Below are 19,189 nucleotides of genomic sequence, written 5' to 3'. Positions count from 1 at the left end.
ATCATTGGGCCACTGATTTTTTATTTTTTTAATTGCTACTTGTTTTTTTGGAACTCACCTCAAATGACAACGAATATCCATCAGCATCGCATTCTGATCCTTGATTTTGGTTCGCAATATACTCAGCTTATTGCTCGCCGCATCCGTGAAATTGGTGTTTATTGTGAACTTTGGACATGGAATGTCACTGAAGAGCAAATCCGCGAATTTAACCCGAACGGTATTATCCTTTCTGGCGGACCAGAAAGCACAACTGAGCACGATAGCCCACGTGCACCGGAATATGTATTCAATGCGGGTGTGCCTGTGCTGGGTATCTGCTATGGCATGCAAACCATGTCCACGCAATTAGGTGGCCAAGTTTCCAATTCTGATGAGCGTGAATTTGGCTATGCACAGGTTGAGATCAAAAATAACTGTGAATTGTTCCGTGAGATTCAGGATGCCCTGAGCGAAGATGGCAAACCTTTGCTGGATGTATGGATGAGTCATGGTGATAAAGTGACCGCCATTCCGGTTGGTTTTACCACGGTTGCCAGTACGGATACCTGCCCGTTTGCCATCATGGCTAATGATGAAAAACGTTTTTATGGCGTGCAGTTCCATCCAGAAGTGACTCACACCCATCAAGGCCTGAATATCCTGCAACGCTTTGTGTTGGATATCTGTCAATGTGAAGCACTGTGGACGCCGGCTTCTATCATCGACGATATTGTAGAACGTCTGCGTGCGCAGATTGGTGATGATCACGTTATTCTGGCGCTGTCTGGCGGTGTGGATTCCTCTGTTACGGCATTGCTGCTGAACCGCGCGATTGGTAAGCGTTTGACCTGCGTCTTCGTTGACAACGGCTTATTGCGCCTGAACGAAGCGGATCAGGTCATGGAGATGTTTGCAGGTAAATTTGACCTGAACATTGTTCATGTTAAAGCGGAAGAGCGCTTCCTGTCTGCATTGGCGGGCATTGATGAGCCAGAAGCTAAACGTAAAGCCATCGGCCACGTCTTTATTGATGTGTTTGATGAAGAAGCATCGAAACAAACTCAGGTTAAGTGGCTGGCACAGGGTACCATTTATCCAGACGTTATCGAGTCAGCGGCCTCTGCAACGGGCAATGCCCACGTGATTAAATCTCACCACAATGTGGGTGGCCTGCCGGACGATATGAAACTGGGTCTGGTTGAACCGCTGAAAGAACTGTTCAAAGACGAAGTACGCCGTATCGGCCTGGAGCTGGGGCTGCCATATGAAATGCTCTATCGTCATCCATTCCCAGGCCCAGGTCTTGGTGTTCGCGTATTGGGTGAAGTGAAGAAAGAGTATTGTGATTTACTGCGTCGCGCTGATGCTATCTTCATTGAAGAACTGCACAAAGCGGATCTGTACCATAAAGTCAGTCAGGCATTTACCGTATTCCTGCCTGTCCGTTCTGTGGGTGTGATGGGTGATGGCCGTAAATACGACTGGGTTGTGTCCCTGCGTGCGGTAGAAACTATCGACTTTATGACCGCTCATTGGGCGCATCTGCCCTATGATTTCTTGGGTCGTGTATCGAACAGAATCATCAATGAAGTTGATGGTATTTCGCGGGTCGTCTATGACATCAGCGGTAAACCACCCGCAACCATTGAGTGGGAATGATATAAAGCCCTCCCAAACCTCACCAAATCATCATGATTTTCTAATTAAGACCCTGATTTTAGGGTCTTTTTATTCTTGACTAAATACCACCCTTGTGAAGGCGGCCAGTAACAAATTGACTCTGCCAATAATGCTGCACATGGGAAAATCCGACTGTTATCCCATAACAGATAAGGATTTAATCATGAATATAAATAGAGTAAGCGTCAGAGAATAACCCCCTTACTTTCTGCCGATGACAAACGGTCTTATGGTTCTTTCCGTTCAGTTGGCTTGGCAAAAGTTTCTTAGCGCGATTTAAGTTGTATAAAAATTTATATAACTTGGAAAATATAATTAATTTATTGTCTAATTATCATTATATTCGATGATGTGTATGGCTCACCTTCGTTTATTAAAGTGATATTCCAGAGAATGACATAAATCCAAGTGACATAAGACCGACAGTGATAAAGGTAATACCTAGCCCTTTTAGTCCCTTGGGAATATTTGAATATTTCATTTTTTCTCGTAATCCGGCTAAGGCGATAATCGCCAGCATCCAGCCAATGCCACAACCTGCGCCATAAGTAATAGATTCAGCAAAATTATAGTTCCGCTCAACCATAAATATGGTGGCACCAAAAATCGCGCAGTGGATAGTGAGCAAAGGTAGGAAAATTCCTAGCGAGTGATACAGGGAGGGAATGAATTTATCCAGAAACATCTCTAAAACTTGGACAAGAGCGGCTAAGACACCGATAAAGGTGATAAAATTAAGAAATGACAAGTCTATGCCTTCAACGATGCTATCTTCTTTGAGTATATAATTATAGATTAAGTTATTGATTGGTGTGGCTAATGTAAGTAATACTGTGACAGTTATCCCTAGTTTAAATGCGGTTTTAACCTCTTTAGAAACAGCTAAAAAAGTACACATCCCAAGGAAGAAACTTAGAGCCATATTTTCAATAAAAGCTGCTTTAATGAGTATGTTTAAGTGATTTTCAATCATAATCCCTCCCATGTATGATAAGCTGTTTATAGTCTAAATAAAACAGTGAATTACTTAAAGCTATCTTTTAAAAAACTGGGAGGTAGATTTATGAGTATGGACTTGGAAGAGCGAATTTTAGCGGCACTTGATGAGTATTATCCCAATTTACGTTATAAAATAGATCATTATGATGTTGAAGTGACTCAAGCAAATTGCAGCGTAAGAATGTGGATTAAAGGTGAAGTTTTACCCAGATATGTCATATTTGATAGGGATATTGAGACTGACAATTTGTACCTGACACACGGAATCAGTCATGAAGACTAACAGAAATGTTGGTATTTTCCTCTACAACCAATAGTAAATTTTGATCGGGGTTGAATAGTACCCCGATTATCGCGGATAACGTTATTTCTACAACCGATAATATTATTTGAATAGAAATGTTTCTGCCCGTATTTTTCTAACCAGCCCAATGAACGCTCAACCATCCAATGGTTGGGGATCACCACGAACATATGCAATTCAGAACGTTTGGCAATTGTTACGGTAGCACCACACAGCAATTTTACCGACAGGGCAAACGCCTCTCCAGTATACCCACTATCGGCCATAAGCATTTTACCCGCGTTCCAACTGAGTATGATTATCGACAACAAGCTGACGTTTGATTCCTGATATCTTTTCCCCGGCATTATAGCCTTTGCATTCAGCGGGTTCGGTGTTCTTCATACTCCAGAAGGTTGCCGGATTCACAGGGTGCCGTTTGTTTATGGGCGTGCCCAAACAAAGGGAGTATCTGCTCAAATTGCTCGCGGGTACGGGAGAAAAAACACCGGAGGGATTGATAGCACCCAGTGTCTCGGAACCGCGTAATCTGTTGTCAAAATCGGTGAAAAAGACGGGAGAGACAATCGAACAGAGTTTACATTGGTCATACTGGTAGCGACGGCATCAATATTGTGCCTAACAATCTCATTATCATAAACGATATAACAAACTGATTAAAAAGAAATTATGGTTGTATTGTTAGTCAATGTTCAACGCGTTCAGGGCACAGATTGATAGATCTAGGTCACAAGAAAAAGTATATTGTAGAAAATAAAAACCCTAAGTGTGAACTCAGGGTTTTTAGTTAAATATTGCCGATAATGGTCAAGTGTGGACACTCTGTGGACACAGACAGACATAAATGTATAGATATCAATGAACTACAAGGATATTTTGAACACCATGCCAGTGTTACATAACCGTATTTCTAATAAAGAGCTAAAAGAGCGCATGTTGGCTGAAAATGAACCGCGCACGACAATCTCTTTTTATAAATATTTTACTATTTCCGAACCACAGGCTTTTCGCGATAGTTTGTATCAAAAGTTTGCTGAATTATCTGTCTTTGGTCGGGTTTATATCGCCAAAGAAGGTATCAACGCACAAATTAGTGTGCCTTCCAAAAATGTTGATGCGTTGAGAGCATTATTAGATGAGACCGACCCGGCGTTATGCAATTTGCGTCTTAACATTGCGTTGGAAGATGATGGTAAGTCATTTTGGGTATTGCGCATGAAGGTGCGTGAACGCATTGTTGCCGATGGTATTGGAGATGAAACTTTTGATCCATCTAAAACAGGCGAATACCTGAAAGCGGAGCAGGTTAACCAAATGTTGGATGATCCTGATACCGTCTTTGTCGATATGCGTAACCACTATGAATATGAAGTCGGGCATTTCGAAAACGCGATTGAAATTCCATCAGATACATTTCGTGAGCAGTTGCCAATGGCTGTGGAAATGCTGAAGGACAATAAAGATAAAAATGTAGTTATGTACTGTACCGGTGGAATTCGTTGCGAAAAAGCGAGTGCTTATATGTTGCACAACGGTTTTAGCAAAGTTTACCACGTAGAAGGTGGCATTATTGAATATGCCCGTAAAGCGAAAGAACAGGGATTGCCAGTCCGGTTTGTTGGCAAGAACTTTGTCTTTGATGAACGCATGGGTGAACGTATTTCTGAAGATATCATTGCGCACTGCCATCAATGCGGAGCAACATGTGATAGCCATACCAACTGTAAGAACGATGGCTGCCATTTGTTGTTTATCCAGTGCCCATCTTGTGCAGCACATTTCGAAGGTTGTTGCAGCGATGCCTGTCGCGAAGAGATGAGACTGCCAGGAGAAGAACAGCGTACCCGTCGGGCAGGAAGAGAGAATGGCGCTAAAATTTTTAATAAGTCCCGCTATCGGTTAAATGATGGCTTGCATATCACATCACTGCAATCTATTAAGTAGTCGTTCTAGTTAGTTTTCATCTTTCAAATTGTAGATTTATTATCTGCGTTTATTGTCCCAGTCACATAATTCGCTATGTGGCTGGGAATTTATTCTATTGCCACTATTATACTAAGATAGGTAATTCAAATGCGTTAACAGAAATACTTAAAGATATTGTAAATAAAAAGTAGCTCTATTTTGTTAGAAACGCCCATTTTTTCTATAATATGCCTTTTGTGAGAATAAACTGTACTATTGCTGATTTTCAAGATCTTGGCGATTTTATGGGTATCCATTTCTAACATCCAATAATAGATGATGCGATCTTCCTGATAACTAAAAATAGAACTATGCGTACTAAAATTAGAGAAATAATGTTGAATATCATATGAAGCCATTTCTTTTAGGCGTTCAAGTAATATTGTCATATCTTTTTTTGTTAAAATAAAATCCTTGTTTGTCAACTGGATAGGTTGGTTCTTGGTGGGATATGCTTTATCTATATAAATATAGGTACGAGCATCTAAAACTGAAGAAATTAATAATTTCAGTTGTTCACAATATTCACTGTAGTAACCATAAGTGGTCAAATTCGCTAAAATGACATTTGGGGAGAATACAGGTAAAATATTTATAGCCTCACGTATTGAGGCCGTTCCCAAAGAAAGGATAGAGGTATTTTCTTTCAGGGATTCAATAATTCCTAAGCGTGTATAGTGGCATTCATCAATGATTAATAGTTTCATTATTTGAACATCCTTGTTCTACTATGGTTATATTTAAATGATTAGCTTAATAGTTAAGCATTATGCGGGTGAGCGCAGGCGTATAATACAATATTATGAAGAATAATAAACCATATGGATAATTTTATTGGTTAATATATGTTCGGTTATTCATTTGGGACACTCAATATATTGAGTGTCCGAATGGGTTAGGCGTGTCTAAACCTTATTGCTAATGTTTAATATGATCGAGTTGACTGTATTCCGAGGCTTCTATTTTTTCAATCCCGGCTTGTAGAATGAGGATAAGTTGTTTCGCTACACCTGTTGTTAACCATAACGTTTTGTCAACACTGACATTTTCTGTGGTTTGATCTTGGGTGGATGAGTAATGAAGGCGTATCATCATGGCGTCATAGGCATCGACAGTGCTGATATCCCAGCCTACAACAGGATGAGTTTGAATTATTTCATTTTCTTTTCCCATATAACCTCCTAATCAGACAGCAGAATCATTATTGATATAATTGACTAAGAGCAGAAGATCTCATCTAAGATGAGCCTTTAGCAGTATAAACCTTTTTGGCAATCTAAGAAGTGAAAATAGCAGGATTTTTGCATTATAGCGGATAGGGCGCGTTAGGCCGGAAGTGTGCGGAAACAGAGAACAATTTCCGCACAGGTGGTTGTGATAAAATTACTCACATACCCTTACGTCCCATCCTGCATCTTCCCCAGCAAGGAATGGAATTAACTTTTCGTCACCGTATTCAACATATTCAACCACTGGCGTTGGTTTACGGGTGAGCTCGATAAAGCCATCATTCATTGGCAAGCCGTAAAATGCAGGGCCATTTAGGGAACAGAAGGACTCGAAATATTCCATTGCACCCATTTCTTCAAACACAGTGGCGTAGGCCGCCAGTGCGGTTGGAGCATTGAAAACGCCAGCGCAGCCACAAGAAGATTCTTTGCGGTGCAATACATGAGGAGCGGAATCTGTGCCTAAGAAAAAGCGGTTACAGCCGCTGGCAACTGCTGCCCGGAGGGCTTCCTGATGAATATTGCGTTTTAGCACAGGTAAGCAATAAAGGTGGGGACGAATACCACCAACCAGCATATGGTTTCGATTGAACATCAAATGCTGTGGTGTCAGTGTCGCGCCTAATTTATCATTGCCTTCAAGAACATATTCAGCGGCTTCTTTGGTGGTAATATGTTCAAAAACGACTTTTAATTCAGGGAACTGCTGACGCAATGGTTCCATTACCTGTTCAATAAAACGCGCTTCACGGTCAAAAATATCGATATGAGAGGCAGTGACTTCCCCGTGGATCAGTAAAGGCATGCCTATTTTTTCCATAGTCTCCAATAATGGGTAGATCTTTTTAATATCTGAAATGCCATGACTGGAATTCGTTGTTGCATTGGCAGGATAAAGTTTACAGGCAGTGAAGATCCCGTCTTGATAACCCGTCTCAATTTGGTCGCTGGCTGTTGAGTCAGTCAGGTAGCAAGTCATAAGAGGCTGGAAGTGATGATCTGACGGAATAGCAGCGATTATTCGCTCCTTGTAAGCTCTGGCGCTGGCAATATCTGTCACTGGGGGAACAAGGTTGGGCATGACGATTGCACGGCCAAAAAAACGGCTGGTATGGGGCACAATGGTCTTTAGCATATCACCATCACGGAAATGGACATGCCAGTCGTCAGGACGGCGGATTTTAATTGTGTATGATTCAGTGGTCATGGAACCGGCTCCAGAATATAGGTGAAAAATGGTGGATGCTGACTCAGCAATCCTTAAGCCGGAGGAGGATGATAAAGCGAAAATAGTTAAATAGCTATTATTGAATGATAATATTGTTCCAATCTTGGCAAATCAGAATTTTAAGTTTATCTGGAACTAGGGTATTCAGAGGAAATTATCGTATCAAAAAAAGGAAAAAATAGAAGTAACAACACGAGGGTGAATTGAATTTGGCTCCTCCAGCTGGACTCGAACCAGCGACATACGGATTAACAGTCCGCCGTTCTACCGACTGAACTATGGAGGAACTCCTTCAAGACGGGGTGAATATTAACGGCACTTTTTACGTTTGTCAAAGCAGAAAATAGCAATAACTGTTTGATTGCTGAGAATCTGTGCGTTATGTGTTTTTTGGCAGAGAAACCCCTGAAAAATGGCGACGTTAAAAAGAAGAAAGACACAAAACAGAAAAGATGAGATGAGAAAACAGCAGGCCGGAAAGCAAAAAGCCTGATTCGTTTTACGAATCAGGCTCTTCAAAATATTTGGCTCCTCCAACTGGACTCGAACCAGTGACATACGGATTAACAGTCCGCCGTTCTACCGACTGAACTATGGAGGAACTCCTTCAAGACGGGGTGAATATTAACGGCACTTTTTACGTTTGTCAAAGCAGAAAATAACAATAAGTGTTTGATTGCTTGCAATATGTACTTATTGGGTTGTTTTTGAGCTTACTTATGTTTTTTAGGTCGAAAAGGCAGCGGGAAAGCTTCTGGATATTAAGATTTTCAGTTGTAGGTTAACCGGCAACACCGCAATGTGAGAGATGAGAGAAGGGGTATGCACATAACATATTGCAGACAGAAAAAATCCCGACCAGCAAAGCTAATCGGGATTTTCAGAATTTGGCTCCTCCAGCTGGACTCGAACCAGCGACATACGGATTAACAGTCCGCCGTTCTACCGACTGAACTATGGAGGAATTAAGGTGTTCCTGAGAACGGGGAGAATAATACAGTGAATGATCTGGTATTGTAAAGGGAAAAAAAATAAAAATAAGTGCGATCGATTAAGTTAGCATCATAATGGTGTTTTTTTAATATTTTTTGCTGAAAAAATATCTAGTTATCTGAACATTTATGTATTTTATAGTTTTTAGTATTAGTTGTTTATCTTGGTAAAAATCTATTTAGTTTACAATTATTGCTTTTTTATGAGCATTAGGTAAACCAGAGTAAGATTTTACAGAACTTCAAGAAAGGGTGATAAAGATCAGAATAAAAAAAACGGCTTCCCGATTGGGAAGCCGCTTGAAATGATTCAGGCTAAGTTATCTTTCTCAACCTTAATATCACGCTGAACTAGCGAGCGAGATACTTGAATTTGGCTCCTCCAGCTGGACTCGAACCAGCGACATACGGATTAACAGTCCGCCGTTCTACCGACTGAACTATGGAGGAATTGGGTTGTTCCTGAGAACGGGGCGAATATTAGCGATGAACCGGAATAGTGTCAACGCAAAAATTCTTTTTTCTTGCTATTTGCTTGCAATATGAGCTTCTTGATTTGTCATTGTACTATTTCATTGAATTCCCGCGCTTTTATTAACCATGTTAATAGATTGAGCGTAGGGTGATTGTTCTGAACAAGTAAGCATAAACACATCATAAAAACAAATTCCTTGTTTCTTCCGTATGATATGTTTGATGTCATCTTTGATTTCATTAGGAACTCGGGGATGAGTGAGTATCTTACTGATAGCTTGTTTAGAAACTTGCTCGTTGACAAACCATTCGCCATTATAACATACCCGTAAATCGAGTACGTCAATATCTTCGAAATGATAGACTGGCTTGATATCGAATAGTAGGACCGCTGCCATAGCGATAAAAGCCAGAGTAAATGCAAAAAGAGACCACGCACCAAAATAGGGCGCGTACCACATGAGCATAGCAAGAAAAGCATAAGCAATGATCATCGCCAGACATAGGTAGGGATGATGGCGAATAAAAATGCTGTTGAAATGTACTTTACCATCACGATGCTCTTTAAGATTGATTCGTTCAAGATCCTGAATCAATATCTGTTTTATGATTTTCATAATACTAACTCACTTATTTGTAGACTCATTTGTAGAAATAGTGCTGTAAAAAATGTCGTAAAAGTGCTGTAAAAATCGTGATCGAGTTGAAATTTATGGCATTTTCAAGGTTAGCATGCTCTGAGCCTACATTTGTATAGCAATTGCTTTAATTTATTTGGCAAATTGTTATTGTCAGGCGAGCAATATCGGTATTTGTGCCAAGACAAAAAGTTGAACAAATCAAATAAAATTATAAAAACACCGCTTTATTATGTTATTCTGTTCTAATATTGAGCGTCTGAATTTTTTTTTAAAACGATAATACATAAAAAGGTTGCTATTCGTGTGCGGTCATGCGTTAATGCCTTTGGCCTGATTAACAGACCTACTTTATGTACGACATCTTGAGTTAATGAGTTATGTGTAAGTGCTATCCTTGGTAGCCTTTGTTGACCGTTTCCTTCTTAGTGCCTCCATAAGTAATAGCTGATACTGGCCAACACATGCCCGAGGTGGCGAGTTTTTTTTGATATATAGGAAAGTCAAATGTCTGACAAAATGAAAGGTCAAGTGAAGTGGTTCAACGAATCTAAAGGCTTTGGTTTCATCACTCCAGCTGATGGTAGCAAAGACGTATTCGTGCACTTCTCTGCCATTCAAGGTAACGGTTTCAAAACTTTGGCAGAAGGCCAGAATGTAGAATTCACCATTGAAGATGGTGCTAAAGGCCCAGCAGCAGCAAACGTAACTGCTATCTAATTTTACTTTAAGCCTTATTTAAGCTCGCTAGCGTAAAATGCCGTAGCGGGCTTTTTGTCTTTTTATATCATGCAGTTATTTTATTAATTTTAGCTCATGTATCGTATCGGTCTTAACATTTTCCAAGTTCATTTATTTAGTCAATAAAAAATAACTTAGTGAAAATAATGGGATATCAGCCATCAATTAAAATCAATCGTCAATTGTATGTAAAACAGAAAGCTGTTTTTGTTTTGTAGAACAATCTTCCAGATTAAAGCCTTTACTTGTTAATTTTAACTGTTTATACTCCCCCGCAAATTCTATTGGAGAACGATTAATTGGACAGTCAAAGTTTTAGGTTAAATAAAAAAATAATCTGGTAAGCTGTTCATATCCCTCGATTTGCTGCTTACCTAAAATGGTGGGCGGTACTACTTTAACTTCATGAGCTGTACCCACCCGAAGAGAAACTATCTCATATAGGGATCTACTGAGCTGGATTCTTAATGAGATATCGACTGAAGGTATATCGGGGTATACATGATGTGGTCATATACTCATTCCTTATTCCCTCCGGGAACATACGAATAATCGAATTCAATATTCGTCACCAGAATATTCTATGTACGATGAAGAGATGATCTCTTCAGGCATTCTTTGCGTGCTGTTCTTGCGTGGTAGTTTTATAACGAATTAAAAAACTCAGCCAATAAGAACTCAGTCAATCAAGTTAACTGAGGCAGCCTTTATGTACATGATTTTCTATACCTAATAAGTTTCAAGTATGCACTAATCAATCAAGTTCACAATCAATAACTTGAGGGACTTAGCGTGTCTTTATCCATTTGATGTTATGGAGAATGCCATGTTGTTAACATCTATTGCAATGCATTTACTATCCGCACTGTGTTTAGGCGCCTTGATTGGTGCTGAACGTCAATGGCGTCAACGTATGGCGGGATTGAGAACCAACGCCTTGGTATCAACAGGTGCAGCACTTTTCATGATTACTGCAATAAGTACTTCTGAGGGAAATCCTGATCGTATTGCGGCACAAATTATCTCTGGAGTTGGTTTTCTGGGCGCAGGTGTGATCATGCGTCAGGGAATGAGTATTCGTGGTTTAAATACGGCAGCAACATTATGGTGCTCAGCGGGAATAGGGGAGTTATGTGGCATAGGGCAATATTGGGCGGCAGGTATTGCTACCGCGATTATTCTCTGTGCGAACATTTTATTGAGGGAAATTGCACAACGAATTAACACTCAGCCTCACCAGCAAGCCTTAGATTTAGAACAGCGCTATAAGATCCATATTATTTGCGACATCGATGATGAAATATTGGTAAGGACTTTGATTTTACAAGCCCTCAATGGATTAGGTGTTAGGTTGCAGTCATTGAGCAGTGCAGATGCCATTCAACCTGGCAGGCTTGAGGTTTGTGCGGAAGTATTGGCAACGCCTGCGGATCAAAAAGAAATTGAATCGATTGTTTGTCGGGTAAGTTTGGAAAAAAGCGTGAGTTCGGTTAATTGGAAAATTGCAGCAGAACTGCCCGCTTAGAATATTTTATTATTGCTAATTTCGTAATTTTATATCGATAAGGAGTCAATATGGACGATGTCCCCCCATCCCCCACACTGAATGAGGTGTTGCCTATGGAGTGATTTTATTTCTCAGGTAGGCAACGCATAAACGTTTTATATGGAAATTATCCCTTGCTGAAAGGGATGATGGCTATTGCAAATTGAATTTAGAGAAAGCGTTATGACTGAGAAATACACGAATAAATCAGCCAAGTTTTTCAAGGAAAAAGAGTTTGTCGTTGCAAAACGGGCTAATCAGAGTCTGGATCATATCCTCACTGATCTTAACGGCAGTACATTGGGTTTAACTGATGATAATGCCGTAGCGCGTTTAGGGCAGTATGGAATTAATGAAGTGGCACATGAAAAAACACCTCATGCCTTGATGCAGCTTATTACCGCTTTTCACAATCCGTTTATCTATGTATTGCTATTGCTAGCCGCAATCAGTTTTTGTACTGATTATGTGTTGCCATCACTCAATGGGGAAGAAGTAGAGCTTACTGGCGTTATTATTATATTGATAATGATTGCATTAAGTGGATTACTTCGGTTTTGGCAGGAATACCGGACAAATAAGGCATCGGAAGCCTTAAAGTCAATGGTCAATACAACAGCAACCGTTTTTAGACGCCCTTCTGATGTGACCAAACCACAGAAAAAAGAAATTCCAATCAAGTATCTGGTGCCGGGAGATATTATCTATTTATCTGCCGGAGACATGATCCCAGCCGATCTGTACTTAATTGAATCCAGAGATTTATTCATCAGCCAGGCCATTTTAACGGGGGAAGCGATCCCGGTTGAAAAATATGACGCAATGGCTCATGTGAGTGCTAAGACAGCCCGTCCTGATAAGGTATCTGAAACCGAGTTACTTGAGCTTACTAATGTCTGCTTAATGGGAACCAATGTGGCCAGTGGTACTGCAACGGCGGTGGTTGTGGCGACAGGAAAGCAAACTTACTTTGGCTCACTGGCAAAATCTATCGTAGGAACGCGGGCACAAACTGCATTTGATCGCGGCGTTAATAGTGTTAGCTGGTTATTGATCCGTTTTATGTTGGTTATGGTGCCAATTGTATTGTTAATTAATGGATTCACAAAAGGCGATTGGCTTGATGCAGCGTTATTTGCACTGGCTGTTGCTGTTGGTTTAACACCAGAAATGTTGCCCATGATTGTCAGTTCTAATCTGGCAAAAGGGGCTATTGCTATGTCAAAGAAAAAAGTCATTGTTAAGCGGCTCAATGCAATCCAGAACTTTGGCGCAATGGACGTACTATGTACGGATAAGACAGGAACATTGACTCAGGATAAAATTATTCTCCAGCACTATTTAGATACCGAAGGCAGGGGAGATGTGTCTGTACTTCACTGGGCTTGGTTGAACAGCTTCCATCAAAGCGGTACTAAAAATTTAATGGACCAAGCCATTGTTAGGTATGGATGCGTTAATTCAGACCTCGATTTCCTCCGCAGCTACAGAAAAATTGATGAGTTACCTTTTGATTTTGTTAGACGCAGGCTGTCAATTTCTATACAAGATTTGTCTAAAAATTATCAATTGATTTGTAAGGGAGCCGCGGAGGAAATGCTATCAGTTTGCTCCTATATAAGGATAAAGGAGAAAATTATTCCTCTCACTGAAGAAAACCGTAACAATGTAATGGAATTAGTTAGCCGTTATAACGAACAAGGTTTCAGGGTGTTAATCTTAGCGACTCGGGAGTTAAGTCACGATGAAGTGAAACATCCACTTTCTGTTGCCGATGAAAAGGAGATGGTGCTGCAAGGTTTATTAACGTTTTTAGATCCACCAAAAGAAAGTGCCGCAATGGCAATTGCGGCATTAAGGGAAAATGGCATTTCGGTTAAGGTACTTACCGGAGATAATCCTGTTGTGACGGCTAAAGTTTGCCGAGATGTGGATTTAGATTCTGGAAATATTCTTATTGGCCCTGATATTGAACTAATGCGTGATGAAGACCTGGCAAAAGAAGTGGAACTAAGGTCAGTCTTTTGTAAGTTAACCCCTCTGCAAAAATCACGCATTTTAAAATCATTGCAAAATAATGGACACACTGTTGGCTTTCTTGGTGATGGAATAAATGATGCACCAGCATTACGGGATGCCGATGTTGGAATTTCAGTTGATACCGGCACGGATATCGCAAAAGAGTCAGCAGATATCATTCTGCTTGAGAAAAATTTGATGGTATTAGAAGAGGGGGTAATTAAGGGAAGGGAAACGTTTGGGAATATCATCAAGTATTTAAATATGACTGCCAGTTCCAATTTTGGAAATGTATTTTCTGTGTTAGTTGCCAGTGCATTTATTCCATTTTTACCGATGTTAGCCATTCATTTGCTTGTACAAAACCTAATGTACGATATTTCACAACTGTCTTTGCCTTGGGACAAAATGGATAAGGCGTTTCTGAAAAAGCCTCGTAAATGGGATGCGAAGAATATAGGGCGCTTTATGCTCTGGATTGGTCCTACTTCGTCTATCTTTGATATCACGACTTATGCTGTGATGTGGTATGTATTTGCGGCTAACAGCATAGAACATCAAGTATTATTTCAATCGGGGTGGTTTGTGGAGGGGTTACTATCACAGACTTTAGTTGTACATATGTTGCGCACACAAAAAATTCCTTTTGTACAAAGTACGGCAGCACTCCCTGTTTTATTAACGACACTTATAATAATGGTACTCGGTGTTTACATTCCATTCTCCGCATTTGGTACCCTAATTGGGTTACAACCTCTACCGTGGGAATATTTTCCGTGGCTAATTGGGACATTAATAAGCTACTGTATCGTTGCCCAAATGATGAAGCGGTTTTACATTCGCCGATTTGGTGGATGGTTGTAAATAATTCTCATTAATTGATATCTTATTCTGTATGGATTAAGAGAATAATCCATACAGAATAGATGCCATCGTCACTCTCATCATAACGAACTTTCTACAGATATTTAGAATAGGTCTTGACGTTATTCTTTAAACATGAGTTGCCTATCATAATGTAAATGAATTTAAGGAAGTAATAGCGTTATATTTATCTGTTATTCTTTTTATTTGAAACGTCAAATTAAACTATCTATTGCCGTTTTTCTCCAAAGTTAAATAGGATAATTCGCTTTTTTATATCTATTTTTACATCTGGATTTATTTCTTTTTATTCCGATTTTTTATTCTTCTTTTAATTGGGTTTTATGTAATAATATGTTGTTGCCAAATTTGCATTTGGGAATTATTTTATATTTATATTTTTTGTTATATAAGCTTATTAGTTTTTAGCCATCAAGCTACCTTGTATGGGATTCTGACCACTGATTTTCCTGTTTTGAAAAGCCTATAAAACATTTGTCATTCTTATCATTCTTGTTGTAAGTATAAAATTAATTGATTAATTTTTCTTATTTTTTGTGTGTATATGCTAGCCAATGGGAGGAAATAATCAGCAAAGGGAATTTAGTTAAATTTATGTCACAAATCGGCTATGTATGTGTTTGTTTGGTTTAGGTAAATTTATTGATTATGGCGGTGAGAAATATCCTTGACGGATCGTAGAGTAGATTGAATTTTGTTTAGTTAGTAAAGCCTTGCTGGTTGTGTTTACAGGCGAGTAAAGATACAGATGTTTTTTTATTTCAATATCATACTGTATTTTATCTTATTTTTGTGATCTGTATGATGTTTGTGCTCAGAGCAGGGGTGAGGGTTCTTTTTCTTTTGTGTGAAAATAATACGATCATAAACTAAAAATGATCAGACTGATAGCTTTTTAATAACTAGTATTCACATATAATTAATAAATTTGGCATGACTATGATCTAAATCAAGTTATAGTGGAAGATGAGTACCTACCTACATTATCAAGAAGCAAATTTTATTAGAATATTGCTAATTTAACTAAAGGAAAGATTTTTTATCGTTATTTTGGATTTGTAAGTTTAATAGATCGTGTAAAACAAAAAACGCTCCCTAATATTTTTATTTAAATAATTTAACTTATTAATTGTAGACTATTTCCTGTTTTTTATTGCTTGAATAGTTAATGAGCTAGAATCATAATAAAAAGGACTAGTTTTGTGATCGGGATCACATAGTATTTAAAATGACATCTATTCTCCGTTGTATAAGTTGATGATTCAGGAGTAAAGTTAATTAGCATTAAGAATATTCTTAATCAATTGTGGCAAGTGCATTACCCAGATGACGCAATAATACTTTCACAACCCATTACCGAAATATTTTAGAAATTGGGCGATCCCAAGAGTAATACAAAGGACAGTTACTGCTCTGGCTAAAGATGTATATTTCAGTTATGTCGGAGATTATTGAATCTCATGCTACTGGTAATTTTGTCGTGAGTGATTCTTTGATCACTTAATTTGATTTTTTCATGTAATCGGACGGGATATATAGAAATGAGTACGGCTGAATTGCTCAAACATATTTATGACATAAATTTATCGTATTTGCTTTTAGCGCAACGGCTAATTAACCATGAGAAAGCATCTGCGATGTTCCGTTTAGGTATTAGTGAATCGATGGCTGATACGTTGGCCGAGCTGACATTGCCTCAGTTAGTAAAATTAGCTGAAACAAACCAACTGATTTGCCATTTTCGGTTTGAAGACCACGAAACTGTACAGCAGTTAACTAAGGAATCGCGAGTGGACGATCTGCAACAAATTCATACAGGTATCCTACTGTCTACTCATCTTTTTCGGCAGTTATCCGCTCAGGATGACACTTCAATCAAGAAAAGAGCGTAAAGATGGTTGAAAAAAGTATTGTTCAGGAAGCGAAAGATATTCAACTGGCAATGGAACTCATCACTTTAGGCGCACGATTGCAGATGCTTGAAAGTGAAACCCAACTAAGCAGAGGCCGATTGATCCGGTTGTATAAAGAGTTGCGGGGAAGCCCTCCGCCTAAAGGGATGCTCCCCTTTTCGACGGATTGGTTTATGACTTGGGAACAGAATATTCATTCGTCAATGTTCTACAATGCTTACCGTTTTCTGTTGAAAAGTGGACATTGTGAAGGTGTAGAGGCTGTTGTCAAAGCCTATCGTCTATATCTTGAGCAATGTCCTCCGAATAGTGAAGAAGGGCCTGTTTTAGCATTAACCAGGGCTTGGACATTGGTTCGTTTTGTTGACAGTGGGATGCTACAGCCAACCCAATGTCGTTGCTGTGGTGGAACTTTTATCACTCATGCTCACCAGCCGGTAAATAGCTTTGTTTGCAGTCTTTGCCAGCCCCCTTCACGGGCAGTAAAAAAACGTAAACTTTCCTCCCAACCTGCCGATACTAATTCACAACTGCTGGATGGATTTGCTCAGCAAGCTATGTGAATTTAAATGGGAAAGTAAAATTCAGGTTACAGGTTTGACAAAACGCTGTAACCTGCCATCACACCCTTCTTCATTTATCAATTCGTCCTGTTCAAATCCCATCTGCTCACCAACTTAGCTAAAGGATATCGCGTGTTAGTACTTTTAGGATATATCGTGGTTATTGGTGCGGTAATTGGTGGCTACTTACTTGTCGGTGGTCACTTGGGCGCACTTTATCAGCCAGCGGAATTTTTGATTATTGCAGGTGCCGGCGTAGGCGCTTTTATCGTGGGCAATAATGGCAAGGCGATAAAGGCAACGTTGCGTGTTTTACCCAAAATGTTGCGCAGATCGAAATACAATAAGGCGATGTATATGGATCTTATGGCGTTGCAGTTCCGTTTGCTGTCCAAATCTCGCCAAAGTGGACTATTGGCTTTGGAACGGGATATTGAAAATCCACACCAAAGCGATATTTTCACCCAATATCCTCGCCTGTTGAAAGATCAGCATTTGATGGATTTCATCACGGATTATATGCGCCTTATTATCGGCGGTAACATGAATCCTCATGAAATTGAAGCCTTGATGGATGAAGAAATCGAGACTTTCGAACAAGAAAATGAAGTGCCGGCAACGAGCTTGGCAATGGTCGGGGATTCGCTGCCAGCATTCGGGATTGTTGCAGCGGTGATGGGCGTTGTTCATGCACTGGCATCGGCGGATCGTCCGGCAGGCGAATTGGGCGCATTGATTGCCCATGCGATGGTGGGAACATTCCTTGGGATCTTATTGTCTTATGGCTTTATTTCTCCTCTGGCAACCCTCCTTCGCCAGCGCAGCAGCGAGCAGATCAAAATGATGCAATGTATCAAAGTGACACTGCTTTCCAGTTTGCATGGTTATGCACCACAAATTGCCGTTGAATTCGGTCGTAAAACATTATTCCTCACCGATCGCCCTTCATTCACAGAACTGGAAGAACATGTTCGTCGGGTTAAATCTCCTGTACAACAAGAAGTTGAAGAATAATTATGAGAGCGAATAATGTTTCTGTCATCAGAATAAAAAAGCGTAAAAAACATGATTCGAGCCATACCGGTGGGTCATGGAAGATTGCTTACGCGGATTTTATGACTGCCATGATGGCATTCTTTCTGGTGATGTGGCTGATATCGATAGCCAGTCCACAGGAATTGACCAGCATCGCAGAATATTTTCGTACCCCTTTGCAGGTAGCAATCAATAAGGGAGAGAAAAGCAGCGATAGCACCAATCCGATCCCTGGGGGAGGGGAGGATATTCTCCAACAAGATGGGGAAGTTTTCCGTCAATCCAATGTGATTGAAACTCAAGAAGAAACTCGTCGACTGAATCGGTTGCGCCAGCAACTTGACCAATTGATTATCACCGATCCCCGGCTTAAAGAGCTGCGTCCTCATCTATTGATTGACATGATGGATGAAGGTTTACGTATTCAGATTATCGATCGGGAAAATCGCCCGATGTTCATGATTGGCAGTTCAAAGGTCGAAAACCACATGAGCGATATTCTGCGAGCAATTGCGCCGATCTTAAACGATATTCCCAATAAAATCAGCCTTTCTGGTCATACCGATAATTTACAGTACGCCAACGGGCAGCGAGGTTACAGTAACTGGGAGCTTTCTTCCGATCGTGCCAATGCTTCAAGGCGTGAATTGCTGATAGGGGGGCTGGATGAAGTTAAGGTCCTGCGGGTTGTGGGAATGGCAGCCACGGTGAGTATGCAGAAAGGTATTGATCCTAATGCGCCGGTTAACCGTCGTATCAGCATCATTGTATTGAATAAAGATGCAGAAAAAAGGATTGAACAGGAAAACAGTGGCGGCAGCGCCATGACCGCGAACAATAGTATGGATATGCAAGACGTCATCAGAATGGATTCGAATGAGGAAACGACTGTTCAGCAATCCACCACACAATCCCATGTGATCATAAAACATGAAATCATAGAATCGGAACAGCTATCGGTTGAACCGCCAAATGATAATAAGATGACAGAGTAAG

15 protein-coding genes, 4 tRNA genes and 1 pseudogene are annotated in these 19,189 nt (G+C 40.0%); 10 read left to right on the top strand and 10 right to left on the bottom strand.

What is annotated here, in order from left to right:
• Window positions 1-63: 63 nt before the first annotated feature.
• Window positions 64-1,641 carry a glutamine-hydrolyzing GMP synthase gene (gene guaA / locus XDD1_RS11025; RefSeq protein ID WP_045971147.1) on the top strand — a complete coding sequence of 526 codons (1,578 nt, stop codon included), beginning with the start codon at window positions 64-66 and terminating at the stop codon, window positions 1,639-1,641.
• A 394-nt stretch (window positions 1,642-2,035) separates the two neighbouring features.
• On the opposite strand, the gene nqrE is transcribed toward guaA, so the two are convergent.
• Window positions 2,036-2,635, bottom strand: a complete 600-nt coding sequence (gene nqrE / locus XDD1_RS11020; protein ID WP_148886078.1) for an NADH:ubiquinone reductase (Na(+)-transporting) subunit E — start codon at window positions 2,633-2,635, stop codon at window positions 2,036-2,038.
• Window positions 2,636-2,725: 90 nt separating this feature from the next.
• On the opposite strand from nqrE, the gene XDD1_RS11015 reads away from it, so the two are divergent.
• A complete protein-coding gene (locus tag XDD1_RS11015; RefSeq protein WP_045971145.1) occupies window positions 2,726-2,944 on the top strand; it encodes a hypothetical protein in 219 nt (72 codons plus the stop codon).
• A 131-nt stretch (window positions 2,945-3,075) separates the two neighbouring features.
• Here the strand turns inward: XDD1_RS11015 and XDD1_RS20400 are convergent.
• Window positions 3,076-3,231: pseudogene (locus XDD1_RS20400) on the bottom strand (IS5/IS1182 family transposase); the annotation flags it as partial.
• A gap of 619 nt (window positions 3,232-3,850) precedes the next feature.
• Here XDD1_RS20400 and trhO point away from each other — a divergent pair.
• Window positions 3,851-4,909 carry an oxygen-dependent tRNA uridine(34) hydroxylase TrhO gene (trhO, locus tag XDD1_RS11005; protein WP_045973520.1) on the top strand — a complete coding sequence of 353 codons (1,059 nt, stop codon included), beginning with the start codon at window positions 3,851-3,853 and terminating at the stop codon, window positions 4,907-4,909.
• 134 nt (window positions 4,910-5,043) lie between these two features.
• On the opposite strand, the gene XDD1_RS11000 is transcribed toward trhO, so the two are convergent.
• From XDD1_RS11000 to XDD1_RS10965, 8 genes are all read right to left on the bottom strand, one after another.
• Entirely contained in the window at window positions 5,044-5,637 is a 594-nt protein-coding gene (locus tag XDD1_RS11000; protein ID WP_045971144.1) for a LuxR C-terminal-related transcriptional regulator, read from the bottom strand.
• Between the two features lie 211 nt (window positions 5,638-5,848).
• Entirely contained in the window at window positions 5,849-6,103 is a 255-nt protein-coding gene (gene bssS, locus XDD1_RS10995) for a biofilm formation regulator BssS (protein ID WP_045971142.1), read from the bottom strand.
• Between the two features lie 210 nt (window positions 6,104-6,313).
• Window positions 6,314-7,366, bottom strand: a complete 1,053-nt coding sequence (gene pyrC / locus XDD1_RS10990; protein WP_045971140.1) for a dihydroorotase — start codon at window positions 7,364-7,366, stop codon at window positions 6,314-6,316.
• A 231-nt stretch (window positions 7,367-7,597) separates the two neighbouring features.
• Window positions 7,598-7,673 (bottom strand) — tRNA-Asn (locus tag XDD1_RS10985).
• A gap of 239 nt (window positions 7,674-7,912) precedes the next feature.
• Window positions 7,913-7,988, bottom strand: a tRNA-Asn gene (locus XDD1_RS10980).
• 287 nt (window positions 7,989-8,275) lie between these two features.
• Window positions 8,276-8,351 (bottom strand) — tRNA-Asn (locus XDD1_RS10975).
• A gap of 402 nt (window positions 8,352-8,753) precedes the next feature.
• Window positions 8,754-8,829 (bottom strand) — tRNA-Asn (locus tag XDD1_RS10970).
• A 122-nt stretch (window positions 8,830-8,951) separates the two neighbouring features.
• Complete coding sequence (locus tag XDD1_RS10965; protein ID WP_045971138.1) at window positions 8,952-9,470, bottom strand: YlaC family protein; 519 nt, start codon at window positions 9,468-9,470, stop codon at window positions 8,952-8,954.
• A 528-nt stretch (window positions 9,471-9,998) separates the two neighbouring features.
• On the opposite strand from XDD1_RS10965, the gene cspE reads away from it, so the two are divergent.
• The 7 genes from cspE to motB all read left to right on the top strand — a co-directional run bounded on the left by cspE (window position 9,999) and on the right by motB (window position 19,188).
• Window positions 9,999-10,211, top strand: a complete 213-nt coding sequence (cspE, locus tag XDD1_RS10960; protein ID WP_045971136.1) for a transcription antiterminator/RNA stability regulator CspE — start codon at window positions 9,999-10,001, stop codon at window positions 10,209-10,211.
• A gap of 835 nt (window positions 10,212-11,046) precedes the next feature.
• The gene (locus tag XDD1_RS10955) at window positions 11,047-11,757 is read left to right on the top strand and encodes an MgtC family protein (protein WP_148886082.1); all 711 of its coding nucleotides are present in this window, start codon (window positions 11,047-11,049) and stop codon (window positions 11,755-11,757) included.
• Between the two features lie 204 nt (window positions 11,758-11,961).
• Complete coding sequence (mgtA, locus tag XDD1_RS10950) at window positions 11,962-14,661, top strand: magnesium-translocating P-type ATPase (protein WP_045973519.1); 2,700 nt, start codon at window positions 11,962-11,964, stop codon at window positions 14,659-14,661.
• A gap of 1,562 nt (window positions 14,662-16,223) precedes the next feature.
• On the top strand, window positions 16,224-16,574 hold the full coding sequence (gene flhD, locus XDD1_RS10945) for a flagellar transcriptional regulator FlhD (RefSeq protein WP_045971132.1): 351 nt from the start codon (window positions 16,224-16,226) through the stop codon (window positions 16,572-16,574).
• A 2-nt stretch (window positions 16,575-16,576) separates the two neighbouring features.
• Window positions 16,577-17,158 (top strand): flagellar transcriptional regulator FlhC, encoded by a 582-nt coding sequence (gene flhC, locus XDD1_RS10940; protein WP_045971130.1) that lies wholly within the window; start codon window positions 16,577-16,579, stop codon window positions 17,156-17,158.
• A 132-nt stretch (window positions 17,159-17,290) separates the two neighbouring features.
• Window positions 17,291-18,172, top strand: a complete 882-nt coding sequence (motA, locus tag XDD1_RS10935) for a flagellar motor stator protein MotA (protein ID WP_045971129.1) — start codon at window positions 17,291-17,293, stop codon at window positions 18,170-18,172.
• A gap of 2 nt (window positions 18,173-18,174) precedes the next feature.
• Window positions 18,175-19,188, top strand: a complete 1,014-nt coding sequence (gene motB / locus XDD1_RS10930; protein ID WP_045971127.1) for a flagellar motor protein MotB — start codon at window positions 18,175-18,177, stop codon at window positions 19,186-19,188.
• The last annotated feature ends 1 nt before the right edge of the window (window position 19,189 follow it).

This window comes from Xenorhabdus doucetiae (assembly GCF_000968195.1).
GTDB lineage: Bacteria > Pseudomonadota > Gammaproteobacteria > Enterobacterales > Enterobacteriaceae > Xenorhabdus > Xenorhabdus doucetiae.
This window is presented reverse-complemented; position numbering and strand designations above follow the sequence as displayed.